A 26,397-nucleotide genomic window follows, 5' to 3' on the forward strand; every position below is an offset into this window, starting at 1 on the left:
ATAGAAAAAATGAAAAGTTTACAAGAGTATATTGACTTGTTCAAACAAATATATCCAGAATTGCCGGAAGATAAAATTGTAGCCAAAGCAACAGATAAGTCTGATCAAATTTCAAAAATGAAAGAAGGAGACAATGTGGTCCTATTGGAATACTTTGGAGGATTAATTACTGAGAGCGAAACCCTTTATATCGAAGAATTATTAAATAACGGAAATTTAGAGTTAAACAAATTTGATAAAAGTGGTATTCCCTACGCATCGATTCAAGACTTTACGTTGCAAATGTCTTTGTATCTTCAGGATCCGATAATACAAAATTTAGTTTTAAGCGTGTCAGGTGGCGCAATTTGGGAGGCCTTAAAATTATCTTCAGTATTTATATGGAATACGGTCAAAGAAAGACATTGGAATAGTAAAGAAAAGCAGGAAAAACATACTATTAATTTTGGTTTCAAGTACTCGACAAAAAATGGTGATAAAATAGATATAAATCTAAATGGGGATTTGAGTCCTGAACAGCTTAATAAAGCATTGGATGTACTCCCTACTCTAATCAGCGAATCAAACAATGTGAACCATCCAATGAACTCTGGTTTCTATTATTTCGATAAAGACCAAAACAAGTGGATTGGTATAGATGTTATTGAGGAAATTAAGAAACGCCATTATAAAAAGAAGAAATAACATGTCGGTCATTTTTAATTTATCTAACGCTGTATTAGTGCCTAATATAAATAAAATAACTATAACACTGTAACAATATATCAATATAACACTGTAACAATATATCAATATTTAATATTTGTTATATTTGCATATATCCAAATGGATAAGCCATTAAAAGTTTAATACAATGAGTCAACAAGATTATATCAAAGACATTGCACGTTTTGGATTGGAAAACGATCAGGACAAACTGTTGTCTACGTTGAACGAATTTATTGAACATAACAAGAACACCAAAAAGATCAATTTTGCTTTGCAGCTTCAATCGCTATTAAAGGATTCGTTGCGCAAGCAGAACAATCATTTAATGAAGGTGGGTTCCCCTACGCATTATCAAACGCTACAAGACAGAGAGACTGACGAGCTAATCTTAGAAAAACTCACTTCTGATTATACACTCAATAATTTGGTACTAACAGAGGATGCTGCAGATAAATTAAATAATTTTTTGGAGGAACATCGTCAAAGTGAGTTATTATCCAAATACAATCTGCCGGTCTCCAATAAGCTTTTGTTTTATGGCCCATCGGGATGCGGTAAAACATTAGCTTCCTATGTGATCGCTGGTGAGCTCAACAAGCTGATGATCGTTGTCAACCTTGGAGCTATTGTTTCATCCAAACTGGGTGAAACAAGTAAAAATCTTGCCAAGATATTTCGGAAAGCTGCGCAGGAAGATTGTATCATCTTTATTGATGAATTTGACTCTCTTGGTAAAGTGCGTGACTACAGCCAAGATCATGCTGAAATGAAACGAGTAGTCAACACCATTTTACAGTTATTTGATTATCTACCCCAAAGTAGTATGGTAATCGCAGCTACCAATCAGAAAGATATGTTGGACGAAGCTTTACTTCGTCGATTTGATCTTTCTATTTCATTGGAGTTGCCAGAAAAAGAGCAAATTGAAAAGCTGATCAATTTGGTACTCCAGGAAGACCAATTCATTTTCGATAAAAAGGTCTCGAAAACTGCACTAATAGAAAGTGCTAAAGGCCTTTCCTATTACAGTATTCAAAAGACATTGATCAATGCAATAAAACGAAGCTTATTTGCTATTAAGTCTGTAAAAAGCATCAAACCAAAAATAGATACCCAGATCTGGAAAGATCTATTAGAGCAAGAAAAAAATGCCTTAGCTATTAAATAAGCTGAGGCATTTTTTATAACAATAATCTCAGAGAATTAAGCGTCCAGATCTGCTTCCTGATCGAGATTTCCTAAGACTTCTACCTGATTGATAGCTGTAAGTTCATCATACAATTTCCCTGTTAAGTTTTCTTTCTTAAGGGTTTCTTCTATTGTGATAGCGATTGAGAATTTATTTCCTTTTAAATATGGTTGATCTTCACCTGGCCTGAGTTGTGGATGTACTAGACAGTGAATGCCCAATTTAAAAATTCCATTTTCATCGATTAATTCATTTACATTTACTGGGAAAGATTGCTTCTGTACGTTCGAATAGGGAATTGGTCTAGTTTTAAATCGCGCATTTTGGCTCCAAACTGGCAAACTAGTTTTGAGCTTGGATCGTATATCTTCTTCTTTCTGTAGAATAGTACCATGTGTATGGTTTTTAAAAAAGCCAAAAGCAATATGAACTGGACAGTAACCTAATTGATTGTCTTTTACCGGAAGAAATTGAAAACATAATGTGGTTGTAATTTTCAATATCCCATTACTTTTTTTAAGATCCTCATTAATCAAGTAGTCTGGTAATTTTATAGGTATAATTTTAAATTCATCATTGTCGAGGCTATCTTCTATAATTAAACTGATCTTATTTTCATTGGAAAAAAGCACTTCGTCTTTGATTAAATGACCATGTCCTATTAAAGAAGCCTTATACCAATCTGGGCTGTAAACAAATTTGTCAGTACAATGATTTAGCATTAAAGCTTTTATTGAACTTGAACTAATAGAAGGATACAATTTCTGAATTCTTGCACCAACATTGGCCGCTAAAGGAGCCGCAAAACTTGTCCCTACATTTTGATAAAAACTTTCTGCAGAATCAGCAGACAACAAAATCATACTTGCATTACCTTCCACTGTAACCCATTTGAAACGATCTAAGCAGTAATCTCCACCGGCCATAACCATGTCTGGTTTAAAAAGCAGCTTATTTTTCTTCTCTCCTTTTTGTAGCAGAGCATCATTATAATGACCCTTTCGGCTAAACATTGTGGGGTATTCCCTTCCGTTAGAAATTCCAGAAAAATCTCCATTTCTAAAAGATTCTGCGCATGCACCAACAGTCATATTGTTTAAAGATTCCGCTGGTACACACAGGTTTGTTGATTCATCATTAAAGTGAGGCAAATGATATCTATTGTATTGTTCCGCAGCAGCAAAATTATTTCCGGTGCTAATAAAAATAAGACAATCATTCTCGTAAGCAAAACGATCTAATGAATAGGCATAATTTGAGTAGTTTTCATTAAACTTTTTATGTTCTTTGAAACTTACAGTTAGGGTAAATATCTTAATTTCTGGATATCTTGATTTTGCTTCTTTGAGTACAGAAACAATTTTTATAATCGATAAATATGAACTATACTGATCTGTTATTTTGATCGGAAGTAATTTACAGTATGGAGTAAAATCTCCTAAATATTCCCGTGTAATAACTTCTGAACCAAGGCTTGCTAAGGCCGCAACAGCAGTACCATGCCCCTGACCGCCATCCAAATTATCTTCATTTACAGGGGTAGCCGTGATATTCAAGTTCTCATCAACAATTACCGCTGGCTTCAATGGTGTGTTAAAGCTGATTCCTGAATCGATTATGCCAACTGTCGGAAAATCTGGTATGTTGATCAAATTAAAACCATACTCTTTTTTAGCAAGATTGAATGAATCAGGCCTTACTAAGGTACCTCTACTGGATGTTACCTGTAGAAATATATCAAAGTTGTCAATTACCTCCTCAAGATCTAGCAGTGGCGCCACATAAATTTCAAGGATATTCGTGCCATCATCATATGTATACTTTATTCCATGCTCTTTTAAATATTGAAATAATTGTTGTAAAATTACATCTTTAGATGCCGAGTTTATAAGAAGTTCGGGGACTTTTAAAATCAAAATACCGTCTATTTCTATATCAGTTTTTATAATATCATTAGACGACAACAACTCGAACGTTTCAATATAGTGAATAAGGTGAGAATATGTTCTATCACCACCATCTTTGGCATTTTCTACCAAAGTGTCTATAGAGGATAAAAAGTTTTGAAACTCTTGATCTTTGTCAGAAACTACGGCAAATAGTATTGTGCTACCAAAATTGGTTACCTCAACTATTTCTAAGCCGAAATGTTTATACCAAGCATTAAAATAATCCTTCACTGCAAATTGACCTAAGAAATTAACTTTTACATAGTCTATATGCTTGGGTATATTAAGTTTCGAATTTCTTTTTTGGTAACGGGTGTCACGAGCACTGCGAAATTGCGTTGCGGATTTATATAAATTATCGGCCAAACCTGCTAAATTTATCTGCTTCTCCTCCTCTCTCTCCTCTTCAGTGGCTTCGTCATCAGTTTTCCCGAACCCGTAATTATATTTCATAGGGACAATTCCCTCATTCTGGATATCACTCCTTAATAAAACATGCGGTTTATTCATTTCTATTAAAATTGGTTACAAAAATTGGCTTTATTCTTTTCAATCGGGCAAGGTTAATACCCAAGCCTAATATACATTATTTATTTTGAATTAATATGTTTGTGAATATTAACTTTCAAGATTATTACAAACATGTAAGGCTAAGGTATTGGTTGATTACGGGAAACCGTAGCCTCTTCACAAATATGTCCATACGTATAAGGCTCACAAGATTGGACACATTCCACTATCCCGGTCTATCAAGGATAGAAGCTGACTGAAAACGTTTATACTTACCATTGCATTGGTGGCGCATTGGCTAATCGTTTTGGACGGTAGTGGAAATACATATATAGGGATGGACTGGCGAAACTTTTAGTATATTAGTTTCGACAATACAGTTATTACCTGTAATTGCCCAAACGCGACTCACAATGAATGAAGTAGAAAAAATAAAGCAACAGATTGTAAGAAAAGCTATAGAATTTAAAACAGGAGGTTTTAGGCCAACAAATTCTATTTCTGAAAGTTGGATAGGAAAAGTTTACTTATACAAAGAAGATGAAGAAATTCCGAAAGACAAAAATGGAAATCTAATGTTTCCTCTGTTCCAACTTTGCTTAGAAGATATTGAAATTAGACCTGATATTTTAGCTGATACAATGGTGATTACTGTTTTTATAGCAGAAGAACTTCCAATGGATATAACTGCCAACGGAAATGAATGGCTATTGCGAGAATATAAAAAATCAGACAAATTAATAATTAAAGAATTAAAGAATCCTGATTCAGGACTAAAACCATTCCCCCTAAAACCTTCAAAAATAGAAGAAGATTATCCTGTGTGGGATGGAGGTGGTTTAACAAGTGAAATGGAAAATGAAATATTAAAACTTGAAGATTCGGGAATAATTGAAGGTTATTATGATATAGCTGAAAATCAATATGGACACAAACTTGGAGGTTATCCAAGCTTTTGTCAACCAGGCGTATATTTTGGCAACGACTTTGAATTTGTATTTCAAATTGCATCCGACGATAAAGCAAATTTGAATATAGTTGATAGCGGAACGATGTATTTTGCTAAAAATGCAAAAACAGAAGAATGGAATTTCTACTGTGACTTTTATTAAAAAAACAGCAGAGCTCAAAACAACTGTAATAGCTACTATTTGATCTGAGGATCAAAACTTCAAACAAAATATTCCTTCCCGACATTTCCAATTGCCTAAGCCTCCTGCCTAATACTTTCCCAAGTGCTTTTTGTCATTTCAAACTTAACCTCTTTACTGCCGTGCATTCCGTTTCTCTCCCAACCTGATTTCAGATAAAACCCTTCTGCTCTTGAATTAGGAGCTGTGCCCAGCCATACAAATTGCTTTCCTGTAGAAAAATACCAGTCAAGCATCATTTGATGGAGCTTGCGGCCTATTCCTTGTCCTATTATGACCAATAAATCCCCAAACCTTAAAGATGGAAAAAGTTTGTAATTTTTCAGCGCTTTAACGGAAGGTGGATTACATTCCTTAAATAGCGCTATTGGTTAGCTGCTGATCCAAATTATCACTCCGCTACCCGACAATCGAACCCAGCTCATGCTGATAGTTATCTACCTCCGATCTGGGCATCAGGAAAACGTATAGGTCCAAGACCGACCATCGGCAGCAGTTTCCAAAAGGGTGAATGTTTGTCATTATGATTAATATGCATAGTTAAATATAATTCTTTTCTAGCCGATAATATATCCGTCCTGCGCACTTACACGAACGAGCTTTCCCTGTTTATTGTACACCAGCTGCAGCCCATGCTCCTGCTCCCAATCGCAATCGCAAAGCAGTTGCAGATATACACCTTTATCTTCATACGGCTCGCGGCTTACATATAGCCCGGTACATTTTACAAACTGCCACACCTCTTCAGGCTGCTTCATCTTCCACATCGCATCATCAGCATCATCGTAACCAATGGCGTCCAAAAAATCCATGCAATTTTGGTACACATATGCCGATACCGTAAGGCGGTGGCTGTTATCCTGTGCCAAGAAGTTACGTAACAGTTCATCCGCTTCCTCGATAAAAGAATGGTCTTCATTTGGATTAAAATCCGTAAACGAAACCGGCATTTTTTCATTGTTGAAGAAGGGAATGTCGACCTCATCTATGGCCGTCCACCAATCATCATACTCCGTATTAGTTAATCTGCCGACAACGGCGGACTGTATCTCGGTTTGGGTGATGGGAGACGGTTTGGTGACAATTGGCACCTTGTTGGCCAGTGATTCAAAAATAGTACGTTTTGTTGCTTCATCACGCTCGATAAAATTATTGAGCTGCTGTGACAGTTCCTTGATATTAGTGATCCGGGTTATTCCTTTTGCGGATATCCTGATAGTAAAATCCCCTATAGCAGCATCATATTGCATAGAGACATATTGATAATCATAAGTGGGCAGTTCAAAATATGTATAGGCGTTTATGGTATAATACGCCATACAATATCGGAAATCATCTGTTTGATAAGTTTCGTTATCGGGACTGCAATTTAGGGAAGGGTGGTACTTACGTATGATAAGCAAAATATTATGGTCCGCGCTTACGGTAGCCAGCGGGTATCGCTTTAAAAAACCATTCAATGTTTTGTTTAACCTGTTACGGCTAGTTTGCAGCAACTCTCCCGGTTTTTCAAGTTCCCATCCAGTCATTATTGATTATATATTAATGATACTACCCCAAAGTTACTAAAAAATAAAATTCTTCGCTATTGGCTGGCAAAAGAAAAGCCCTGCATGACACATCAGCTATTCACCGTAAATGCCTTTTCATCCCCCCGCTAAGCAGCTGCGCTACGTGTTGATTTTCACTTTATCTTGGTAATTATAAAAACATGATTATTTAAACATAGCACAAAAAGCCGATGAACGCGGAGACATTGAACCGGACAACACAGCGGGCAGCTTACAGCGGCAAGCCCGCTTTCAAGGACTTTCAACCGATACTGGACGCTCATGGTATTAACTACCATGAGGGCGATGTCTGGCTCACCGTAGGTGGCGATGCCGCTCCGGATGGTTACCTATTCTTTTTATCGGTGCGCTTACTGGATATACCGAAGGCTTTGGATGCTGTATTGCCCATTCTTCGGTCTGCCGATATCGTCTACCGGATTGCCAGGAATGAACTGGAGGCATCCAAGATTAGGAATAGCGACTACGGCCACCACCTGGATGGCAAGATGATACAGATACAGCCGTCCTGCATGGAGCAGGCGGTGCAACATGAAGACTTTATTGTAGGGCCATATTATGTGTATGTCCGTCCAAATTTAGCCTATCCTATTGACTATGGGGAAACTGGATAATAGAATGTAATATTAATCAAAGTGAAGTAGTCATGACGCTATTCCTCAATTGTTATTCTATTGCAATTGTTAGACTAAGTCTTGACTGCTTCAACTATTTCAACATTTAGGTTTTAGGAACCATACCGCAAAACCTATTTCTGATAATAACTTAAATTGACCAATCTACGAAAACCATAATGACTGGATTCTTGAATGTATAATGGGGATTATTTTTGGTAGACCTTACGACAATCTTTACACGGAACAATATGAGATTGAATTGCTAAAAGTGCTCGATGAAGAAGGATTATCCTATTTACCTGTCATTACGCGCATGGATTTCGGTCACACCTGCCCGACTTTCACCCTGCCCTATGGAAGGCTGGCCGAAATCAACTGTATAGGCAGGACGTTTTCGATATTAGAAAGCGGTGTCGCTTAGAAATAAAGCTATTGATCTAATTTTAAACGTGTCACAACATTTCTTCTTTTTGTCATCGTTTTTCATTTCTTTTTAGCATACATAGTTCTTCGCTAAATTACTTTAAGAGCCCCGAGATTAATCAGTTATTCAATTTTCAATCGCATAGATAAACTGTATGGCTCAAAACCCTCGTGCAGATACAGTGCCGCAGCGGAAGCGTTTTTAGACAAGACACTTAACTCCACATAGTCCGCTTCGTTTTCCTTTGCCCACGTTTTAACGCGATCAATCAATGCTTTACCAATTCCTATTCCACGCATATCCGTATCAACAACAATGTCCATTAAATACATACATTTCAAGGGTACGAAACAATTGTAAGGTGGGCTCTCCTGTAATTGTGTAATTGCAATTCCTTTTACCTCATCATCTGCTCCATATACAAAGGCTGTAAACTGATCTTCTCCGGCGATGACTCTTTGCAAAAAACTTTCGTCCTGATGTGCTGTCTGCATATAATCGGGTTCATGATGTGCCATATCTTCAAAGAGTTGGAAATAAAGGTTTTTTATCTTTGGCAGATCTGTCTGGACTGCTTTTCTAATGTTCATACTTTTATAACTATATGTTTTGTTTTTTCAGATTCTTTAATGGCCAAATTCTGCACCGAATTTTACTCCTATGAAGCTGCATTAAAATAGCTTCAGGAGCAAAAAAATCTCATCTTTCGGTTTGTGGTCAATAATTCTCTTTGATTGATGTTGGCTCTATAGCAATAGGTTCTACAGACGAATAGTTTGCAGAACCTATGATATAATTACCTTAAGATTATCTCAAATTTATCAGAAAGAACTGTTCTGATCTTTTCCTGTATGAGATTGATTTCTTCATTGGAGAGCGTACGCTGACCTGATCGATAGGCAATTCTATAGCTGAGTGAGGTCCTTCCCTCCTTTTGGAATTTATCCTGAAGAGTAACATCCTCAACCAGATCAAGGCCTTCTTCACGGATGATCTCGCAGAAATTATTATATTCAGACCAAATTTCATCTTTATTTTCGGTATACCCATTGACCCAGAACGATATATCCTTAAAAACAGGAGGATATTTAGAGTATTCCTGGAATTGGGCAAGGCCATTGTTAAATTGTTTTATAAAACGTTCGTCTGTAGTCCATAAATAGCGAATGTCTGGGATATCGCAATAAGAAAGTACAAGTCGGTCCAGGCCTAATCCGAAAGCCCAACCTGTGGCTTCAATATTGCAATTTTCCAGAATCTTAGGGTGGATCACACCCGCTCCTAAGACTTCCATCCAGTCTTCATTTTGATAAACTTCGATCTGTACCGAAGGCTCTGTGAACGGAAAACTATCATCCAGGAATCTATAATCTTTGCCTGGGTACAAATATGCAATTAGCCCCGATAACGTACTCTTGAGGTCAGAAAGAGCATCTGAACCTTTGGGTAATACCTTCACCACCTCCATTTGATGGAAAACGGGATAATGTGTGCGATCAATCGTATCTTTTCGATAGACGTCACCTGTAACGATAAAACGCTTATAGTCTCCTCTCAATAATTCGTTCTGATGTGCAGAAGTTTGTGTTCTTAATACATGAGCCGAATCTACATAATATGTATCATTAGTAGATCGTGCGGGATGATCCTGCGGCACGAGCAACTCATCAAAATTGCCTTTGATACTAACAACTTCATTTAAATCGTCGAAAGGTGTAAAATCGTGAAAATAACACTGGATTTTCTCTTTCAACTGACAGACAGGATGTAATTTATTCTGATGTAATTTTAGACTACGCTTTTCATTTATAGTCTTTGGGATATTATTCATATCTACTAGTGTATAGGCTGCGACAGTCTGTCGCAATACATAATATTAAAAATTCGTGAAGTAAAATCTGATGTTGATATCCGTGCGTAACGGACATATCTGTTTATCTCGGCCCTAGCGGGCCAAAAAAGAAAAAGGAAAATACTAGATGGATGCTACAATTCATTCAATATAAAATGTACTACAAATATATCCCTTTTCAATATACTAAAAATTGTCCATTAAAAGGAATAAATGTGCAAATTAACGGTAATTAATTTAACGCTCCTAACTAAACTTTGTGATCAGGCAATACTTACTTGTTGTCAACCTTAGCTGTGATCATCGATAATGGTCGCCTTCATAATGATTAATGCTCAGAATGTTATATTTAATAATGAGAAGTTATTGGAAAGACAAAGTTCTCCATAAATAGATCCTTTTTGTGTTCAGGATATATGTAAAGAGCATCATCATCGAAAGGATATTTTTCGACCTCAAGTTTTCCGCCAAAATCTGTATCCGGAACAAAAAAGAAACTGACCTCTTCCGTATGTGTTTTAACTAAAGTAGGAATTAACTCTTCTAATTTATATGGCCTACTTGAAAAAATATCATAGATATTGAGGTCTTCTTCTTCAAATTCCATCAACACTAAGCAGTCTCTTTTTTCTGAATAATACAAAGAATCTTCGAACTGCAATACAAAATGATAGGTCGCTAAACAAGGATTAGGCTCAAACGAAAGGGTATTTGACAGAAATCTATGGTCTTTAGCAAATCGCTCCAAGAGATTTTTATCTTCGCTGATTTGAATAGAAAGTTTTCTCCAATCGGAACTTACGGGTTCGAAATCTGTTAAATCTTTAAGTTTGAAACTACTTTCATCTAACCTAACAAAACCAAACTTTGGGTAAAAATCTAACACCTCTGCATTAGCAAATAGGTATATGAATTCATATTGCCCACGGAATTGACTCATTACATGATTCATTAGATAACGTGACAGTCCCTGACCTCTAAAAGCTGGATGTGTCATCACTGCACTAATCTGTAGAACTTTATGGGACTGCCCTTGTAAAATCATTACCATAGGAGATAAAGATACATTTGCAATTACCGTATTATCCTGAACTATAAAAAATGGTATAAAAGTATTGTCCCAGTACCCCATTTCATACCATGGCATATAATCTCCATCAAGACAGATATCATATAGCTTGTTGAAACTAAGGAAATATGGCACCATCTCCTCCAATCCGGAATAAACTTTTCTATTTGTATCCATCGTAGTTAGCACCTTTTTATTTTTTGTATCTATTCAGCTTTCTTTCCCAACGCTCTATTCTATTTAACTTCATAAAGATTTGATGTTTTGTGGCTATTTGTGCTTTGACCTCCAAGCAATTATTTATCCCTATATATATACATAAATATATTACAAGCATCCCTATAGAGATGCTTGCGATTAGAATGAGACCTTGCCATGGACAGCCATTGTCCATTCATCACGTGTCATCCTGCTGATATGTTCTGTACGTATGTCATTCATTAACTCATTTAAGCTAGCTTCTTCCACATGATGATGATGGAAACCACATTTTTCTTGTGCGATCTTTGACTTGGCGTTTCCTTCATAATAGCCGGACCAGATATTTACTAATCTCAAATCTTCGAAGCCATAGCGTACCACTTTGCCGATTGCTTCGGGCATTATGCCTTTACCCCAAAATGAAACACCTAGCCAATATGAAATTTCGCCTTCCGATTCGGTGATTGGAAAGTTACTTTTCTCCCCTAAAATCAAACTAATCATCCCAATAGCAATGTCGTCCTCTTTAAGTGTGATTGCAAATACTCCGTCTTGCGAAAATATGTTTTTGATTACCTCACTACTTTCTTCAACACTCTTGTGGGGAGGCCAGCCAGCAATTGGCCCTACTCTCTCGTCCTTAGCATACTTGAATAAGTCTGCTGCATCAGCATCTCTGAATGGACGCAAAATCAATCTTTCTGTCTCTAAAATCATATCATTCTATTTTTAAATGTACGTGGCAAAATTACAGTCTTTATAGAATAGGGATATAGCCAAAATTTTCGCAAAATGGGTACTTTTGAAAACAAATCATACTTACTTACCATAAATAGTCTAAATTTATGGTAAAAATAAAAAGTACCATAATGAATTACACACCGGATATTTCCTTGGGAAAAGAGGAACTAGCACTAGGAGAAAGTAATTTTTGCCAAAGTCTGGGATATCCCCTACGGCTCGGCTATACTTCCTTAATTGTATGTTTGGAAGGCACTTCGGTAGTTAGCGTTAATTTTAAGAATTATCTGCTAAAGACTAATGATGTATTGGTCCTGGCTGAGGATTATATTACAGTGGTGCAACGGGTGTCCGCTGATTTCAACGCATTCTACTGTCTTGTAGATCGCAGTTTGGCTGCAGAAGTAGCCTTTGATTTACCTAATCAACTATTCTTGTTTCTACATCAATCCCCACTTTGCAGACCTCGTTGTTCGGAAGTCGCCCTATTACATGGATGGATAACGCAAATAAAACACATCAAAAATACATGCACAACACATCAGCATATTATGTTGCGGAATAGTTTACAAAATTTCTTTCTCAAAATAGCCGAAAGCGTTTCACTGACAGAAATTAATGTTGAACATCAATACAGTCGAAAGGAATTGCTATGTTGGAAGTTTTGGGAGCTTATCAGCCAGCATAGTACCGAGCAGAGAAATGTCGCATTCTATGCAAATAAACTGAGCATTACTCCCTACTATCTTTCTCAGATCACTAAAGACTTTTTAAATGATTCGCCAAAGGATTTGATTGACAGGCAAGTTATACTAGAAATTAAAGTACTCTTAAGGACAACCGAACTGTCAATCAAACAAATTGCTGATCGACTTTATTTCGAGGACACATCATATTTGGCTCGCTACTTCAAAAGGCAAACAGGAATAACTTTGACAGCATTTAGAAATTAATCTAATAAGCAATCGTCTTGGATTGAATGTTCTCTTACATCACATGGTAAAAAATTCGTGGACGTTATTTGGCAACTAAGCGATTGCGGTTTACTTATCATTCTATGGGTGCTTTCTCCTTATCCAATATGTCCATTCTACCAGCCATAAAAATCATAACAATACCGAAAACCGACAACAAAAGATAAGAATACCTGAGGTCAAATAAATCGGAGATAAAGCCTATCATGGGTGGTCCCATTAAAAATCCAAGGAATGCTATTGTTGAAATCAGCGTCAATGAATTCCCAGCACTGATGGCCTTATGCTTGCCCGCTACACCATACACAGTAGGCACACTGCAGGAACTACCTAAACCAATGACCATAAAGGCGATTGTGCAAAGTACTACTGTAGGATAGAAAACTGACATAATTAGTCCTGTACTCATCAATATCCCGCATACCTGAATCAAACATTTCCTACCCATTTTGGTGATCAGCCAATCACCAAGAAAGCGCCCTGTGGCCATCATGAGTACAAAAGAAGTATAGCCTAGAATGATCAGTTGCTCAGGGGCCTTGACGATATCCTGAAAATAAACTCCGCTCCAATCAAACATGGCTCCCTCAATTGCCATACTCGAGAATCCTATCAAACCTAATCTAATCAAGGTTTTGTCAAGGTATCTGAAAATAGACCTTCTGTCTTTACGAACGCCTTTTACAGGTATTACATGTAGCAGGAAGTTGATATTGAATATCCATATTGATACAACGAGGAGGAAAATCACACTGAAATGAATCAATGGTGTTTGATTCAAATTCAATAACAGAAAACCTATCAATGCGCCAATAAAACCGGATATGCTCCAAGTGCCATGAAAAGAGGACATCATAGGTTTTTTCAAAATATTCTCTAACTCGACTCCTTGGGTATTCACGGCGATATTAGACAGATTGCCTACTACCCCAAAGAAATATAGCGCGATGGCAAGCTGTATATAACTTGTCGCCGTACCAATGATAACGAGTATAATTGGATATAGCAAGAAGCTGTATTTCACAGCATTTTTGCTTCCAAAATGGTTAATTAACCTGGCCGATAAAGGCATTGTGCTGACCTGTCCGACGGGCATAAGCAATAAAAGCGTACCTAGTTCAGCGTCTGAAATACCTAAATTAGTTTTAATAACAGGTATCCGACTAGCCCAGGAAGAAAGTATCAGTCCATGGGAGAAAAAAAACAGCGAAATAGCTATACGTATCCTATTTTGCCGCTGGAAAGCTTGTTTTTGGTCATTCATTGTGAAAGTTACTACTGCATGTATTGATTTGCTAGCAAATGTAGACGATGATGGCAAGGAAAACATATTCGGTTTTAAGGTGTTTATGTTCAATTTTAGATATTCGCGTCACTTTAATAGTGCCGTTTTGTACTTTTACAAGAAAAAATAGTGGATTTATTAAAGATATCCGATCTTCACGCCGCATACGATGTAAACTATCCAAATAAAATGGATGGACTGATTATTATAGACACTTTACCACTGCAAATACAGCCCTATTTAAGATCAGCACAGAAATTTGAAGGACTAATCCTGTTATTTTGTAAAGAAGGTACGGCAGTGTTGAAAGTCAATAACGAACTCTGTACTGTCGATCAGAACAAAATACTCATCATATTGCCTGAGATGCCCATTGAACCAATGGACTGGAGTACGGATTTTGTGGCTGTCCTATTTGTGATGACCTATGATTTTATCGATAAATTTACTATTCTACCAGAATTCATAAACAATACTGAAGTGTTGAATATGCCTGTCATTCACCCCAGTGAAAAAGATCTATTATTGATTGAAGATATAGTTCAACTGCTTCAGAAACATTACGTGCTTCCAAAAACAATTCTGTTAGAGCAAATGATACAATACCTGGTTTTTTCTTTAATTACCGCCGTAGCACAGGCGTACCCCACACTATCGGATAAGAATAACCTACAAAAAAACAGAATCAATGATATAACGGATACATTCTATAATTTGTTAAATAAACATGGTCATATACAACGTAATGTTTCCTTTTATGCTGACCACCTGCATATAACACCACAACATCTAAGTACATTAATCAAGAAAAAGACAGGTAAATCTGTTAAATCATGGATTGAATTTGCTATTATTAATAAAGCAAAGGAATATTTAAATAACACATCGCTATCCATTAAGCAAATCAGCGATGAACTTGAGTTTGCTGACGCATCACTATTCTGCAGATATTTTAAACGCTGCACAGGACAGACTCCAAATGCCTATAAAAACAGGCAGTTGTTTTGTCAAAAAAAGTATCAAATCAATATTCCAAAGGATATCATTATTACGGACGATCATATATATGTTTTATCCAACCTATTTGGGTGTATTTAGAAGTCTACCATTAAACTATTTAAAGATGGAATTTACAGAATTATTTAAACTGATCTACGAAAATGGCATTGATACATTAGAAAAAACAAGGTCAGAAGGTGTTGATTTCTGCAAAATCGATGTGTATGATAAGAGCAATCTGATTATAGCATATGCGGGTTCGGGATGTGACAAAAGGTACCAACCAGAAGATCTGATAGATTTTTAGAATCAGAGCTAGAGAAACTAATTCTTGCGGAACATCTAATTACACAATATTAAATGTTGGCATAAAGGGTAACATGTGATGGAAATTAAAAAGCCCAGACAAAAAAAATGGACTGCGCCCAAATAGTGTTCAACTTTTTGGGCGCAGTCTATTCCGAGGCTTTTACAATCGGATCAACTACCCTCCTTTTCCGAAGAGCTTGGGTGATTAATCTTCCATGAAAACTTTTTACAGTTATCAAGGTTTTCAAATTCAAATGATTTTATCAAATTATATTTTCCATCCCCATCTTGATATAAAACTAAATTGCCTGCTTTAATATTTTCAATAAATGATGATAATTCTGCAACGCAAGCCCCTAAATCATCTAACCCATAACATGGATTATGCCTATGAATATCTGTTTTTCCATTTGGATCTTCAATTCCAATAGTTATTTCAGTATTATATGTTGCAATCCAAATGGAAAATATTCCGGATTCACTTTTCCAATCACAATCAAAAGATCCGTCATCTTGAAATTTTATTGTCTGAACAAACTGTGGATAATTTCCTTCCAAGAATTTAAGTGTTAATTTCGAAAATTCTCTTTGTTCCATTTAGCACTTGATTTATAACAATATCACACAACTCTTAAATATACGCAATTTGCCAAATTAGGAAGTAATAGTTACTACATTTCGCTGGATGGGGATTTTGATAACATTGACTATCCAGATTCGAAAAAAAATAACCTGTATTAAAAAAATCAAGAAAATCCATACGCCTAAAAAGGAATAGTTACCACTCGCCCTTTATAGTTACCTTTTTCAATCGTAAATAAAATCGCATATCCACCAGCCCCATCACTATTTACAGAAGTGATATATAGAATATCATCCCGATCATCATAATAACATGCTGCAAATTCATTGTTGAAATTAAAGAGGTTCTCAATTTCCTTTTCCGGAATTTGGACGCTCCGCCCCTTTATCGTGGCTTTTATAGATGTATAATGACTTGTAGGGGGTTCGCCATCTGTTCCCCAGAGCTTCTGTCCTTTAAATTTATCCGTAACGGTATAGTCTTCATATGTAGTTGAAGAAAAGTACTTTTTGTTTTTTTCGTAATCAAACTTGTTAGACCGTATTTCCACAGCGACGTCCTTTGATCTAAATGTTGTGCTGTTGTCATCAAAGGATATATTGGGGATCTGCATATAAGATCCGACAAACTTAATTCTTGAATTGTGTACATATCCTGTAATATTCTTCTCTTGATTGTCTGTATAATCAACAATCACCCAATTGCCAAATTGTTCATCGGGAAAGGCATAGACAATTTCATCAGCAGCAATTTTTGAAACTATGGCACTATTCAATGTGGCTTGTTCCCTCACATTTACATAACCATCTTTATCAATGATCTTTGCAAATTGCGCGTTGGCAAATTGACTTATTGTAAGAAAAAGTAGTAGTAGATATTTATGGTTCATTTTTTTATCATGTTATTACTTATAATAATTTGGGCAGGTTTCGAAACGCAATGCTGGTCTCTCACTAAGATTCCATGACTTTGAAGCGATTCTAATCACTTGTTGCGGCAAAACTTCCTAGTTCAAGGTTGTATTTCAGATTTTTATTATTTTTTAAGTTCGCAATATTTTTGTTCAGTAATTTACCTTTATTTTCAATGGTCAATTCCATTAAATCAATATTCAATCGTCAGAATGCTACATTTTCCGGGATACCATCATTAAAATGCGTATTTATAAACAGGATTTGTTGATCGGAGATATTCATGCGTTTAAATTCTACTTACCGAATGAGCAATATTAGAAATTAAAATGGGATGAAACAATCACGGTTATCAGTGATATCCATGATTGGACGGACAATCTTTTGCAGACAACCTTATCTTATTATAATTCTTTAAATTATAATAAGGAAAAATCTCGTGACAATGGCAGTTTTTAAGTAATTTTAAATAACTGTCAAATTGAAGTGATGGCTTATAACAATGAACTTGTCAACCGCGTCCGCGAAAGACTTGCAATGGAAGAAAATATCGACGTTGAGGAAAAGAAAATGTTCAGCGGATTATCTTTTCTGGTGAATGGGAAAATGTGTATCAATATCAGTGATGACAATCTAATGTGCCGCTATAGCGCGGAACTGGAAGATGAGGTCTCGGAAAAAAAAGGCTATCGTTATGTAGAGCCCACTGGTTTTCAATAACCTAATGATTTTGAATATTGGATAAAAATCTGCCTTGATTATACCCCAACCGCTAGGGCTTCCAAGAAGAAATGAAAAATAAATTTGTGTCAGTATACTTTTTCGATTTCAGGTAGTAGTGAGCCTGAAAAGTCAGTCGGAAAGTTGGAGAACTTAGCTACTTTTAGGCAGTACAACCTACAAATCTTAGAAACGTCATTTTGCTTTAATTTTATCTCTATGCTTTAGACCAAATTTAATTAAAGCATTGGCAACTTCTTCCGTTTCTTTAGCATAGGCGGTAAGCGAATAAGAAACGGTCACAGGTTTGGTGTCATTAACCGTTCTGCTAATCAGTAAATTATCTTCTAGTTCCTGAAGTTCGTTGGATAGAACTTTTGGGGATATTCCCTGAGCCATCTCTTGCAGATCTTTAAACCGCATTGTGCCGTGTTTCTGCAAATTGTGCAGGATACAAAATTTCCATTTACCACTGAGCAATTCAATGCCATCTTTTAATGCCAATATCGTTTCTTTATCAATATTTTTATTGCTCATATGATAGTTACTTTCCTAAAGGTAATGAATAGTAAATATATATTGAATATCCAATAGTTTTGTTGAACAGAAATTTAAGGAAAATCATTATGAAAGTAACAGTAATCGCAAATATTTCAGCTAATGGAAGAATTTTGATATCCGATAACCCGCATCATAAACTACCACCGGAAACAATGGAATTTTATGTACAATTTGTAAGGCAGGTTGGAAATGTAGTAATAGGATTGAAAACATTCGAAAATTTTCTAAATTTTCCAGATCAAGTAAAAGAACATTTTAATGGAATAGAAATCATCATATTGGCCGACAAACCTTATACGGCTGATGGCTACAAGACTGTAGCAAGTCCTGAAGAGGCAATTGCATATATGTCTACAAAAGGAGTGCGTGAAATATCCGTCGGAGGTGGAGCAGGTACTTTCAACGCTTTTTTGGACTGGGATTTGATTACAGATATCTATTTTAACGTCAGTCCTATAATCACTGGAGCTGGAGCAATTTTAGCAAACAATGAGGAGTTAAGTTCAACGTTCAGATACAAAGCACAGACGCTTAAAAACGGTTTTCTTCAATTGCATCTAACTAAAGAAGACTGAATAACAACAGACCAAAAATGTCTTTCAAAAATAGTTGAATGATGGAAACAAATCCGCTAAAATTATTTCTTTCCGATCTATATCCTTTCAGTTGGCGACTGTATCCACACGACGATAAGTATATGCATCATGGTTAAGGGCGCCGGCGAGCGGAAAGAGAATAAGAAAACCGGCTGCTGTCGACTCACTGGGCACGACTAAATCACCATGTTTATCTAGTGCAAAGCAAATAGTTTTGGTAAAGAATCTATTGACTAATACATAGATGTCAATGTCGGTATTTCTGAAAGAAACAAAGTTTTGCGGTTCGGGCTTAACTTTCCTCGTTCTTTCATGCACGACATTTCCTAAGGTATCAATGAGTTTGAAATGGATTTTATTTTTTTTGGTGAGCTCCAATGAAGTTTTGTAAAGATAGTGCAGACTATCAGTTTTATAGTAATTTGGTTCAATATAGTTCCATAAACAATATTCATTATAGGCTGCACTCTTCTCCTGACTGCTATGATTATGGCCTATTATCTTCTGGGGATAATTATCAAAGATGTATGTCTCCTTCAATTCTACCTTCGAAACACTATGTGCCGCAGCAGTTTGTGCTAAATACTTGGGCGATATGGAAGTGCAAGAGATACACGAAAAAATAAATACCACCGAAAATAGTGCAATTGCTAGAGTGCGATACTTTTTGAGCTATAAAATTGATTAGTAATTGCGTTAGCTCCTATTCTTAAGGGAAAAGATCCAACCATATATCCAGTCAAGCTGTTTAATTTGTTTTTTAATAAAAAAACCGATTAAACGATCACGAAACCAAGCTGTTATTGGATTGGTTTTTGTTTTCGTATTCCCTACTTTCCTTGCACTTCTTATTACTCGCTCTACTCTAGGCTGGCGGTCGGTCTGAAAAAGCTGAAAGGCTTGTGTATAGCCTATGTTTAATTTTAATAATTCAGCAATTACGAGCGTATCTTCCAATGCCAATGAGGCTCCCTGCCCAATATGTGGAGAGATACCGTGCGCCGCATCTCCAATAAGACACACCCTACCTTTATACCAATGCAAAAGTTTAGGCACATCATAAATAGGATATGCAATAATTTGATGGCTATTTTTGATGATTTTGGAAAATAAAGGATCGTCATTCTGATGAATTTTTGTCAAATAGTCCTGAATTTCGGTATTTAATGTTTTTTCTACTTCTTTTGGCTTCGGTTCCTGTTCTCTAAAATAATTATTAAACCACCAAACTTCACCTTTGTCGGAAACCGAATAAGCGAAAAATCCCCTTTCACCAAAGTTCATGTGTATGGAATCCAACGGTTCATAAAGTTCAGGAACATATGCATAACCACCAGTAGAAATGACTTTCGTATACTTAATAAGAGAAGCATTCGGGAATAATTGATTTCTAACTTCGGAAAACATTCCGTCACAGGCCAACATAATATATCCAGTAACTATTGTCCCATCAGCGAAATATGCGGTTACCTGTTCATTAGCCTCATGATATCTGACAAATTTTTTGTCGTACCATATTTTTATCCCAGCTGCCTTAGCAGCTAAACGAACGTATTTATTGAGGTTTGCTCTTTTGATCTGAATTGTTTCTACACCATATTGTTGTTTCTGATAGGCCGTATCGAGTTTTGCTATTTGCTTTCCTTTAGAATTGAAAAACTTCATTGAACCGGGAGTATAATCTTCCTTGAGCAGTTTTAAGTCAATAAATTCTTTCAATACATTCAAGCCATTGGGTGTAAGGCCCAAAAAGGCTCCCTCTTTTGCATTGTCTTCTGATCTCGCTTCAAATATTTCAACATCAAAACCTATTTTTTTCAGTTGTAAAGCTAGTATGGGCCCGGCTACGCCAGCGCCGATAACGAGTACTTTTTTATTCATTGTTTTTCTCTTTTATTTTTAATCCGTGTATCAGTAAAAAGTTCAATGCAAAAAAAATGACCACCCGCAAATAATTTAAATTGCGCCATCGAGCTGCTTTTTCCTGTAAGGATATATCCAGCGTATCGCTATATGGTAATTGCTGGAATTCCGTTATAACAGGCGCGAAATATGTTAATGTCCATATCCTTACTGCAATATGTGCAACGAGAACCAGTAACATTAACTTTCTACGATTCTTTATCGCCCAGTTAAAAATCACAGCTGTAATAAATACCGATTCATGAATTCCATGGATTATTATCCAAAACATTTTAAAATCCAGCATGTAAGGTTTTTGAAAAAAGATAAATGAAGAAGGCGGAGCTGCAGTCCATGCAGGAACCATTATCGCAGTTTCCCATAACTGTGCTCCATTCATAATAAAGTAAGCACAGATTGAATAAAATAGCCATCGGGTAGCTGTCGGGTATTGGTATGTGTTTCTCATTTGTCTAAAATTTTTAAATTTATTTCTTACATTACCGCACTTAGCAAAAGTACCGCGCTATCAAAAAATGCGCTGGCAAAAAAAGGAGTTAAACTGGTAAATTAGGGCGCAATGGGATTTGAACTGAAAAATGATAAAAAGGCCATTAAAATAGCCTTTGATGAAAATGATTTTGGTGATCATGGTTTTAAAGAAAACACCTTTACAACGAATATTCCTTTTGGACAATTAACTGCTAAACAATGGCTCTTTGACGGCATTAAGATCTTATATTCCGAAACTGATCTTGATAAACCGACCGAGTTGGATTGGAAAGGAGATTCAGAGCTGGTAACCATGCACTTCAATTTGCAAGGAAGAACTTCAATAGTACAGAAAGGAATGAGCAATTCCTTTGAATTAAATGGTAATCAGCACAATTTATTCTATGGTACCAAGGCTAAAGGTAAAATGAAATTTGACGGCCTGCAGATGAAATCATTTATGGTGCAATTTCAAAAAGAATCTTTTTTAACAATATCAAAAGATGGAAACGAATCCCTAAAAAGGTTTGCTGATAAAATAGTTTCAGGAACTCCGGTTGCTTTCTCAAATTCTAGTCTAAGTATTGACCTGCCAATACAAACCTGTATCAATTCGATTTTGAGTTGTGATTATTCCGGTGGGTTAAAGAGACTGTTTCTTCTTTCGAAAACCATCGAGTTGCTTGTCTTGCAAGCAGAGTCTTTAAATCATCATCAAGGTTCAACCTCAAGATACATAAAACATGATTATGATAAAGAACGAATTGTATACGCCCGTGATTATCTGGTTAAGAATATCGAGTCGCCCCCAACGTTGATAGAATTGGCGAGAATCGCGGGGGTTAATGAATATAAGCTAAAACGAGGGTTTAAGGAAATATTTAATCAAACTGCTTTTTCCTATTTATCTGACCTACGTTTAGATCTGGCAAAAAATGATCTAATGGAGGGTAAAAAGCAAGCCACTGAAATAGCGTTTGAACTGGGATACTGTTCCTTACAGCACTTTAGTAAGGCATTCAAGAAAAAGTTCGGCATGGCGCCAAGTAAAGTCAGACGTTGAGGTTGGGTAGCCTCCAAAAGGGCAAACAGCACATAGTCCCTTTCGTAGAGCACCTACCCTATTTGTAGAGAAATCCAAAGCAACTTCTTCTTAAATAACTCATTAACGTATTGAATTAAATTTTTATATCTTTGTATCTTATGCAAAGACAACTATTCACATATTATAGTTTGACGATTGGAATGATTGCCTAATTCCGGGTGTCTTGTTTCGAAAATCATCGGTTTGGTAGTTTACGTATTACCAAAGGCCGTTGGTATGGAACAAACCATTCGGATGACAGAGAATTAAGCAATTTTATTTCATCATTTTAGATTATCAACAAGTGAATAACTTATCATTATATGGTTGGAACGATACGCTGTTCCTAATCAAACAAGCCTCACAATACAAACATCTTTTTCATGGTCGTGTTGCCGCAGTAAACAAAACCAATTATGAGGTCATCGCCCAGAGCGGTCGGCTGTTGTGCGAACTGGCAGGTAATATGCTTTATGGACGTTCATCATTTGAACACCCCTGTACCGGTGACTGGATTATTTTTCAACCTTTTGAAGATAACAAAGGAATAATCGTCGATGTTTTACCACGCAAGCATACCTTATACCGAAGAAAGAGTGGCACGCAGAACGAAAGGCAAGCTATAGCATCCCATGTAGACAAGGCATTTATTGTACAGAGCCTCGATGCCAATTTCAGCGTTCGCCGAACGGAACGATTTATGGTTCAAATAGCAGAAGAAAATATTCATCCCATATTGATCCTCACTAAATCGGATCTGGAGTTCAATCGCCAAAAAGTAGAGGAATCGCTGAAACATATCGGACGTCAAATGCCAATACTTTTTACAAGCGTTTTTTCTCCAGAAACAATACTTCCGGTACGAAAATTTATCAAGCAGGGGGAATCGATTGTATTTGTTGGATCATCTGGAGTCGGAAAAAGTTCTTTGATCAACACACTGTGTGGACTTACAGTATTTTCCACGTCTGAGATAAGCAAATCATCAGGTAAAGGAAGACATACCTCGACCCGAAGGGAAATGATATTGATGAAGGATAGTGGTATTTTAATAGATACGCCCGGTGTTAGAGAATTTGGTTTAGCATCAGACACTTCGGATACATTATCAGATATATTCGAACTTGCTGATTTTGCAGAATCCTGTCGTTTTGAAAATTGTACACATGTTAATGAACCTGGCTGTGCTGTCGTAGACGCTGTAAACAATGGCCTTTTAGAGCTGGCAGTATACAATAGTTACCTCAAACTGCGTAAAGAATCTTGGTATTTTTCTACTTCGGAGCATGAGAAACGGAAAAGGGGTAAATCTTTCGCTAAAATTTCAGAAGCGGCTAAGAGAATAAAAAAACGTTAACCTTTTACGTAATACAGGTGTTCATCTGAATAATTGAACACCTGTATTAACATGCGGCATGAGGTCGACTACGACAGAACTTCTTTGCTTTTCAATATATCTTATCTCGCTCTATCATGCATCTACCCTTTTATCGTTTTCAGTCGGATAACATTTCATTCAATAGAACCATTACTCCATCCTTGCTTTCTATTGTACATCCAGTTCAACACTCCCGGAGATCAGTCCCTTACTTTTTGCCCTGATAATCAATTTGCCGCTATGCTTGACGGCGACTATAGCCAGCGCTTTGCCGTGGTATGCCTGTCGCGCCCTGGACTGGAATTTCCGGAGATCGGTTGTATTGCCATTGTCTGTGGCCACAATCTCTGCCCCTTTCCCTTCAACGTTAAACTCGATGTCATGCGCCGCATCCGGAACAACAGTATCAAACTCGTCCACAACGTAGGCGTGTATATAAGCCAGCTCATTAGCTGCAGCACTAACACTAGGCTTTTCGGCAACTAGCTTGACACGGTATGGTTTTGCTGCAGTGCGGACCGTTTTGCTCATTACTTTCTCGTTTCCCCGATAGGAAACCACTTCAAGTACCCCAGGTTCAAAAGGGATGGCTCTAAAAACGAGGTCATAACGACTAGGATCTTTGGATTGCTCAGCGATCTTTCTACCGTTCAGATACAGTTCCAATCGGTCCGCCTGATTGTAATAGACCAGCACATCAACGCTATCCCCCTGTTTCCAGTTCCAGTGCGGTAATACGTGTAAGACCGGCTTGTCGGTCCAGACACTTTGGTACAGATAATATACATCTTTCGGGAAGCCTGCTAAATCGACGATTCCGAAATATGAACTCCGGGCAGGCCAGGTATAAGGCGTAGGTTCGCCGAGGTAATCGAAACCTGTCCACACATACATTCCGGCAATATGATCATATTGCTCCATCAGACGTAGACTCGTCTGATGGTTAGATCCCCAGGGGGTATAAATGTTGTCGTAAGCTGATATGGACTTGTCTCTATTACCGCCATTGAAGGGAATATCCCATCTTTCAGGCCACATGCGCACTGAATCGTAGGGCACCAGATCATATTGACCCCGACTTTCCAGCGCAGACGTGCTTTCTGTTACGATAAACTTCTTCCCCGGATGATCTGACGGGAAACTGGCCCATTGCTTATGGTTATAATTATAGCCTATAATATCTACGGCCGGATTCATTAATAACGGATTTTCGCTGGACAGCTCATTATTGGCAATGGTGGTCGGGCGGGTACCATCCAGGCTGTCGGCAATTGCTGCTAAGCGTCTGGGAATAGCTGCCCCATCCGACTTAGAGTGCCATTGCTCCTGCGCTTCATTCCCTAGGCACCAGATGAATAAAGAGGGATGGTTTCGGTCCCGTTTTACATGGGCGGCAAAGTCGCGCTCGAACCATTTATCCCAATACAAATGGTAGTCAAATGGTTTCTTATGTACTTTCCATACATCGAAAGTTTCACTCATCACAATAAAACCCAGGCTATCACATAGATCTAGAAATGCAGGTGCGGCCGGATTATGGGATGTGCGTATACCGTTGACACCCATTGCTTTCATTAACTTTAGCTGACGTAACGCTGCAGATCGGTTGAAGGCCATGCCCAGGGCGCCAAGATCACTATGTAGACAGACCCCGCGGATCTTAAGGTGCTTTCCGTTCAGTACAAATCCCTGCTGTTGATCAAAGCTAAAGTTGCGTAAGCCAAATCTGGTTTCCTGCTCATCCAGCACCCGGCCGCCCGATACAAGCTGTACATTCGCAGTATATTGCCGTGGTGTTTCAACTCCCCACAACAGCGGATTGTCCAGCACGATTTTCTGCCGGAACGGATTGACGCCGGAGCCGCGCTTGACCAATATATCCTCAACCTGGGAAACCGTTTCTCCGGTGGGTGATACAATTTGTGTCCGTAGGGAAAGTGATCCAGTCTGTTTGGGAATCTGTTCGATGTCCAACGAAAGACTCAGCACAGCTTGTTTTTCACTGAGCTGCTCTACTTTGATAAAAGTGCTGTTTGTGGCGATACTGACCTTATTACGGGCAATCAATTTAACATCACGATAGATGCCCGAACCCGAATAGAAACGTGAGTTGGGCTGCCTATTGTTGTTGACTTTAACAGCTAGCAGATTTTTCCGGCCATCGGCATGTAGATAAGACGATAGTTCGTATTCAAAGTCGATATAACCGTTTGGCCGTTTTCCCAGCAAATGACCATTGATCCAGACCTCGCTGTTTTCATACACGCCCTCAAAGGCAATAAATATCCGCTGACCTTTATAGGCCGGGGGCAGCTTAAATGACTTTTGATACCAGCCGATGCCCCCATCCAGATAAGCTCCGCCGCTACCGGCGGGGCTATGTTCGCGGAAGGGCATCTCAATGCTCCAGTCATGCGGCAGGTCAAGCAGGCGCCAGTTGTCACCACCAGAATCCTGGCTATGCTGCCCAACACTATCAAGTGTAAACCGCCAACCGGCATTGAAATTAATTTCCTGTCGGGATTGCCCCAACAGCGGTATCGTCATGATCAGCCAAAGCCCCAGGACATTCAGTTGGCGGCGATATGGGGTGCAAACAAGTAATTTTAGCATAAAATTAT

At 37.5% G+C, this 26,397-nt stretch carries 27 protein-coding genes; 12 read left to right on the forward strand and 15 right to left on the reverse strand.

Going from position 1 to position 26,397, the window contains the following annotated elements; genetic code table 11:
- The first annotated feature begins 9 nt into the window (after window positions 1–9).
- Window positions 10–684 carry a hypothetical protein gene (locus DFQ12_RS03560; RefSeq protein ID WP_120257640.1) on the forward strand — a complete coding sequence of 225 codons (675 nt, stop codon included), beginning with the start codon at window positions 10–12 and terminating at the stop codon, window positions 682–684.
- Between the two features lie 169 nt (window positions 685–853).
- On the forward strand, window positions 854–1,876 hold the full coding sequence (locus DFQ12_RS03565) for an AAA family ATPase (protein WP_120257641.1): 1,023 nt from the start codon (window positions 854–856) through the stop codon (window positions 1,874–1,876).
- Between the two features lie 35 nt (window positions 1,877–1,911).
- Here the strand turns inward: DFQ12_RS03565 and DFQ12_RS03570 are convergent, their stop codons facing one another.
- Entirely contained in the window at window positions 1,912–4,356 is a 2,445-nt protein-coding gene (locus DFQ12_RS03570; RefSeq protein ID WP_120257642.1) for a S8 family peptidase, read from the reverse strand.
- A gap of 413 nt (window positions 4,357–4,769) precedes the next feature.
- Between DFQ12_RS03570 and DFQ12_RS03575 the strand changes: the two genes are divergently transcribed.
- Entirely contained in the window at window positions 4,770–5,468 is a 699-nt protein-coding gene (locus DFQ12_RS03575; protein WP_120257643.1) for a DUF1963 domain-containing protein, read from the forward strand.
- 95 nt (window positions 5,469–5,563) lie between these two features.
- Here DFQ12_RS03575 and DFQ12_RS03580 read toward each other — a convergent pair whose 3' ends face one another.
- Together DFQ12_RS03580 and DFQ12_RS03585 are read right to left on the reverse strand one after the other, a co-directional pair.
- Window positions 5,564–5,788, reverse strand: a complete 225-nt coding sequence (locus DFQ12_RS03580; RefSeq protein ID WP_279634394.1) for a GNAT family N-acetyltransferase — start codon at window positions 5,786–5,788, stop codon at window positions 5,564–5,566.
- A 276-nt stretch (window positions 5,789–6,064) separates the two neighbouring features.
- Window positions 6,065–7,036 (reverse strand): DUF6985 domain-containing protein, encoded by a 972-nt coding sequence (locus DFQ12_RS03585; RefSeq protein WP_120257644.1) that lies wholly within the window; start codon window positions 7,034–7,036, stop codon window positions 6,065–6,067.
- Window positions 7,037–7,248: 212 nt separating this feature from the next.
- Between DFQ12_RS03585 and DFQ12_RS03590 the strand changes: the two genes are divergently transcribed.
- Both DFQ12_RS03590 and DFQ12_RS03595 read left to right on the forward strand, forming a co-directional pair.
- Window positions 7,249–7,692, forward strand: coding sequence for a hypothetical protein (locus DFQ12_RS03590; protein ID WP_120257645.1), 444 nt, complete (start codon window positions 7,249–7,251; stop codon window positions 7,690–7,692).
- A 199-nt stretch (window positions 7,693–7,891) separates the two neighbouring features.
- Window positions 7,892–8,116 carry a hypothetical protein gene (locus tag DFQ12_RS03595; protein WP_279634404.1) on the forward strand — a complete coding sequence of 75 codons (225 nt, stop codon included), beginning with the start codon at window positions 7,892–7,894 and terminating at the stop codon, window positions 8,114–8,116.
- A 125-nt stretch (window positions 8,117–8,241) separates the two neighbouring features.
- On the opposite strand, the gene DFQ12_RS03600 is transcribed toward DFQ12_RS03595, so the two are convergent.
- The 4 genes from DFQ12_RS03600 to DFQ12_RS03615 form a co-directional block, all read right to left on the reverse strand.
- Window positions 8,242–8,709, reverse strand: a complete 468-nt coding sequence (locus DFQ12_RS03600) for a GNAT family N-acetyltransferase (RefSeq protein ID WP_120257646.1) — start codon at window positions 8,707–8,709, stop codon at window positions 8,242–8,244.
- A gap of 206 nt (window positions 8,710–8,915) precedes the next feature.
- On the reverse strand, window positions 8,916–9,950 hold the full coding sequence (gene srmL / locus DFQ12_RS03605) for a PheS-related mystery ligase SrmL (protein ID WP_120257647.1): 1,035 nt from the start codon (window positions 9,948–9,950) through the stop codon (window positions 8,916–8,918).
- A gap of 370 nt (window positions 9,951–10,320) precedes the next feature.
- Window positions 10,321–11,217: a GNAT family N-acetyltransferase gene (locus DFQ12_RS03610; protein WP_120257648.1), complete on the reverse strand. Its 897-nt coding sequence runs from the start codon at window positions 11,215–11,217 to the stop codon at window positions 10,321–10,323.
- Window positions 11,218–11,397: 180 nt separating this feature from the next.
- On the reverse strand, window positions 11,398–11,958 hold the full coding sequence (locus DFQ12_RS03615) for a GNAT family N-acetyltransferase (protein ID WP_120257649.1): 561 nt from the start codon (window positions 11,956–11,958) through the stop codon (window positions 11,398–11,400).
- Window positions 11,959–12,110: 152 nt separating this feature from the next.
- On the opposite strand from DFQ12_RS03615, the gene DFQ12_RS03620 reads away from it, so the two are divergent.
- Window positions 12,111–12,935: a helix-turn-helix domain-containing protein gene (locus DFQ12_RS03620; protein WP_120257650.1), complete on the forward strand. Its 825-nt coding sequence runs from the start codon at window positions 12,111–12,113 to the stop codon at window positions 12,933–12,935.
- Window positions 12,936–13,032: 97 nt separating this feature from the next.
- Here the strand turns inward: DFQ12_RS03620 and DFQ12_RS03625 are convergent, their stop codons facing one another.
- Window positions 13,033–14,220: an MFS transporter gene (locus DFQ12_RS03625; RefSeq protein ID WP_120257651.1), complete on the reverse strand. Its 1,188-nt coding sequence runs from the start codon at window positions 14,218–14,220 to the stop codon at window positions 13,033–13,035.
- Window positions 14,221–14,370: 150 nt separating this feature from the next.
- On the opposite strand from DFQ12_RS03625, the gene DFQ12_RS03630 reads away from it, so the two are divergent.
- Both DFQ12_RS03630 and DFQ12_RS03635 read left to right on the forward strand, forming a co-directional pair.
- The gene (locus tag DFQ12_RS03630; RefSeq protein ID WP_120257652.1) at window positions 14,371–15,339 is read left to right on the forward strand and encodes a helix-turn-helix domain-containing protein; all 969 of its coding nucleotides are present in this window, start codon (window positions 14,371–14,373) and stop codon (window positions 15,337–15,339) included.
- Window positions 15,340–15,364: 25 nt separating this feature from the next.
- Window positions 15,365–15,547 carry a hypothetical protein gene (locus DFQ12_RS03635; protein ID WP_147420318.1) on the forward strand — a complete coding sequence of 61 codons (183 nt, stop codon included), beginning with the start codon at window positions 15,365–15,367 and terminating at the stop codon, window positions 15,545–15,547.
- A gap of 173 nt (window positions 15,548–15,720) precedes the next feature.
- Here the strand turns inward: DFQ12_RS03635 and DFQ12_RS03640 are convergent, their stop codons facing one another.
- Together DFQ12_RS03640 and DFQ12_RS03645 are read right to left on the reverse strand one after the other, a co-directional pair.
- Window positions 15,721–16,146, reverse strand: coding sequence for a hypothetical protein (locus tag DFQ12_RS03640; protein WP_120257654.1), 426 nt, complete (start codon window positions 16,144–16,146; stop codon window positions 15,721–15,723).
- A gap of 167 nt (window positions 16,147–16,313) precedes the next feature.
- Entirely contained in the window at window positions 16,314–17,021 is a 708-nt protein-coding gene (locus DFQ12_RS03645; protein ID WP_120257655.1) for an SH3 domain-containing protein, read from the reverse strand.
- A gap of 511 nt (window positions 17,022–17,532) precedes the next feature.
- Here DFQ12_RS03645 and DFQ12_RS03650 point away from each other — a divergent pair.
- Complete coding sequence (locus tag DFQ12_RS03650) at window positions 17,533–17,763, forward strand: TfoX/Sxy family protein (protein ID WP_208642423.1); 231 nt, start codon at window positions 17,533–17,535, stop codon at window positions 17,761–17,763.
- Between the two features lie 195 nt (window positions 17,764–17,958).
- On the opposite strand, the gene DFQ12_RS03655 is transcribed toward DFQ12_RS03650, so the two are convergent.
- The gene (locus DFQ12_RS03655; RefSeq protein WP_120257656.1) at window positions 17,959–18,300 is read right to left on the reverse strand and encodes a winged helix-turn-helix transcriptional regulator; all 342 of its coding nucleotides are present in this window, start codon (window positions 18,298–18,300) and stop codon (window positions 17,959–17,961) included.
- 89 nt (window positions 18,301–18,389) lie between these two features.
- On the opposite strand from DFQ12_RS03655, the gene DFQ12_RS03660 reads away from it, so the two are divergent.
- Window positions 18,390–18,899: a dihydrofolate reductase family protein gene (locus tag DFQ12_RS03660; RefSeq protein ID WP_120257657.1), complete on the forward strand. Its 510-nt coding sequence runs from the start codon at window positions 18,390–18,392 to the stop codon at window positions 18,897–18,899.
- Window positions 18,900–18,986: 87 nt separating this feature from the next.
- On the opposite strand, the gene DFQ12_RS03665 is transcribed toward DFQ12_RS03660, so the two are convergent.
- The 3 genes from DFQ12_RS03665 to DFQ12_RS03675 form a co-directional block, all read right to left on the reverse strand.
- Window positions 18,987–19,553 carry a hypothetical protein gene (locus tag DFQ12_RS03665; RefSeq protein WP_120257658.1) on the reverse strand — a complete coding sequence of 189 codons (567 nt, stop codon included), beginning with the start codon at window positions 19,551–19,553 and terminating at the stop codon, window positions 18,987–18,989.
- Between the two features lie 63 nt (window positions 19,554–19,616).
- Window positions 19,617–20,801, reverse strand: a complete 1,185-nt coding sequence (locus tag DFQ12_RS03670; protein WP_120257659.1) for an FAD-dependent oxidoreductase — start codon at window positions 20,799–20,801, stop codon at window positions 19,617–19,619.
- The gene (locus DFQ12_RS03675) at window positions 20,794–21,291 is read right to left on the reverse strand and encodes a transposase (protein WP_120257660.1); all 498 of its coding nucleotides are present in this window, start codon (window positions 21,289–21,291) and stop codon (window positions 20,794–20,796) included. The genes DFQ12_RS03670 and DFQ12_RS03675 overlap by 8 nt, the downstream gene beginning before the upstream one ends.
- Before the next feature lie 111 nt (window positions 21,292–21,402).
- Between DFQ12_RS03675 and DFQ12_RS03680 the strand changes: the two genes are divergently transcribed.
- Together DFQ12_RS03680 and rsgA are read left to right on the forward strand one after the other, a co-directional pair.
- On the forward strand, window positions 21,403–22,377 hold the full coding sequence (locus DFQ12_RS03680) for a helix-turn-helix domain-containing protein (RefSeq protein ID WP_120257661.1): 975 nt from the start codon (window positions 21,403–21,405) through the stop codon (window positions 22,375–22,377).
- A gap of 325 nt (window positions 22,378–22,702) precedes the next feature.
- Window positions 22,703–23,755, forward strand: coding sequence for a ribosome small subunit-dependent GTPase A (gene rsgA, locus DFQ12_RS03685; RefSeq protein WP_120257662.1), 1,053 nt, complete (start codon window positions 22,703–22,705; stop codon window positions 23,753–23,755).
- Between the two features lie 189 nt (window positions 23,756–23,944).
- Here the strand turns inward: rsgA and DFQ12_RS03690 are convergent, their stop codons facing one another.
- A complete protein-coding gene (locus tag DFQ12_RS03690) occupies window positions 23,945–26,389 on the reverse strand; it encodes a glycoside hydrolase family 2 TIM barrel-domain containing protein (protein WP_167457186.1) in 2,445 nt (814 codons plus the stop codon).
- Window positions 26,390–26,397 lie beyond the last annotated feature (8 nt).

The sequence above is a fragment of the Sphingobacterium detergens genome, assembly GCF_003610355.1.
GTDB lineage: Bacteria > Bacteroidota > Bacteroidia > Sphingobacteriales > Sphingobacteriaceae > Sphingobacterium > Sphingobacterium detergens.

What these genes read in the sequence shown, in the direction of transcription:
- DFQ12_RS03560 (WP_120257640.1), top strand. Translation starts at nt 10, where the DNA reads ATGAAAAGTTTACAAGAGTATATTGACTTGTTCAAACAAATATATCCA.
- DFQ12_RS03565 (WP_120257641.1), top strand. Translation starts at nt 854, where the DNA reads ATGAGTCAACAAGATTATATCAAAGACATTGCACGTTTTGGATTGGAA.
- DFQ12_RS03570 (WP_120257642.1), bottom strand. Translation starts at nt 4,356, where the DNA reads ATGAATAAACCGCATGTTTTATTAAGGAGTGATATCCAGAATGAGGGA.
- DFQ12_RS03575 (WP_120257643.1), top strand. Translation starts at nt 4,770, where the DNA reads ATGAATGAAGTAGAAAAAATAAAGCAACAGATTGTAAGAAAAGCTATA.
- DFQ12_RS03585 (WP_120257644.1), bottom strand. Translation starts at nt 7,036, where the DNA reads ATGACTGGATGGGAACTTGAAAAACCGGGAGAGTTGCTGCAAACTAGC.
- DFQ12_RS03590 (WP_120257645.1), top strand. Translation starts at nt 7,249, where the DNA reads ATGAACGCGGAGACATTGAACCGGACAACACAGCGGGCAGCTTACAGC.
- DFQ12_RS03600 (WP_120257646.1), bottom strand. Translation starts at nt 8,709, where the DNA reads ATGAACATTAGAAAAGCAGTCCAGACAGATCTGCCAAAGATAAAAAAC.
- srmL (WP_120257647.1), bottom strand. Translation starts at nt 9,950, where the DNA reads ATGAATAATATCCCAAAGACTATAAATGAAAAGCGTAGTCTAAAATTA.
- DFQ12_RS03610 (WP_120257648.1), bottom strand. Translation starts at nt 11,217, where the DNA reads ATGGATACAAATAGAAAAGTTTATTCCGGATTGGAGGAGATGGTGCCA.
- DFQ12_RS03615 (WP_120257649.1), bottom strand. Translation starts at nt 11,958, where the DNA reads ATGATTTTAGAGACAGAAAGATTGATTTTGCGTCCATTCAGAGATGCT.
- DFQ12_RS03620 (WP_120257650.1), top strand. Translation starts at nt 12,111, where the DNA reads ATGAATTACACACCGGATATTTCCTTGGGAAAAGAGGAACTAGCACTA.
- DFQ12_RS03625 (WP_120257651.1), bottom strand. Translation starts at nt 14,220, where the DNA reads ATGAATGACCAAAAACAAGCTTTCCAGCGGCAAAATAGGATACGTATA.
- DFQ12_RS03635 (WP_147420318.1), top strand. Translation starts at nt 15,365, where the DNA reads ATGGAATTTACAGAATTATTTAAACTGATCTACGAAAATGGCATTGAT.
- DFQ12_RS03640 (WP_120257654.1), bottom strand. Translation starts at nt 16,146, where the DNA reads ATGGAACAAAGAGAATTTTCGAAATTAACACTTAAATTCTTGGAAGGA.
- DFQ12_RS03645 (WP_120257655.1), bottom strand. Translation starts at nt 17,021, where the DNA reads ATGAACCATAAATATCTACTACTACTTTTTCTTACAATAAGTCAATTT.
- DFQ12_RS03650 (WP_208642423.1), top strand. Translation starts at nt 17,533, where the DNA reads ATGGCTTATAACAATGAACTTGTCAACCGCGTCCGCGAAAGACTTGCA.
- DFQ12_RS03655 (WP_120257656.1), bottom strand. Translation starts at nt 18,300, where the DNA reads ATGAGCAATAAAAATATTGATAAAGAAACGATATTGGCATTAAAAGAT.
- DFQ12_RS03660 (WP_120257657.1), top strand. Translation starts at nt 18,390, where the DNA reads ATGAAAGTAACAGTAATCGCAAATATTTCAGCTAATGGAAGAATTTTG.
- DFQ12_RS03670 (WP_120257659.1), bottom strand. Translation starts at nt 20,801, where the DNA reads ATGAATAAAAAAGTACTCGTTATCGGCGCTGGCGTAGCCGGGCCCATA.
- DFQ12_RS03675 (WP_120257660.1), bottom strand. Translation starts at nt 21,291, where the DNA reads ATGAGAAACACATACCAATACCCGACAGCTACCCGATGGCTATTTTAT.
- DFQ12_RS03680 (WP_120257661.1), top strand. Translation starts at nt 21,403, where the DNA reads ATGGGATTTGAACTGAAAAATGATAAAAAGGCCATTAAAATAGCCTTT.
- DFQ12_RS03690 (WP_167457186.1), bottom strand. Translation starts at nt 26,389, where the DNA reads ATGCTAAAATTACTTGTTTGCACCCCATATCGCCGCCAACTGAATGTC.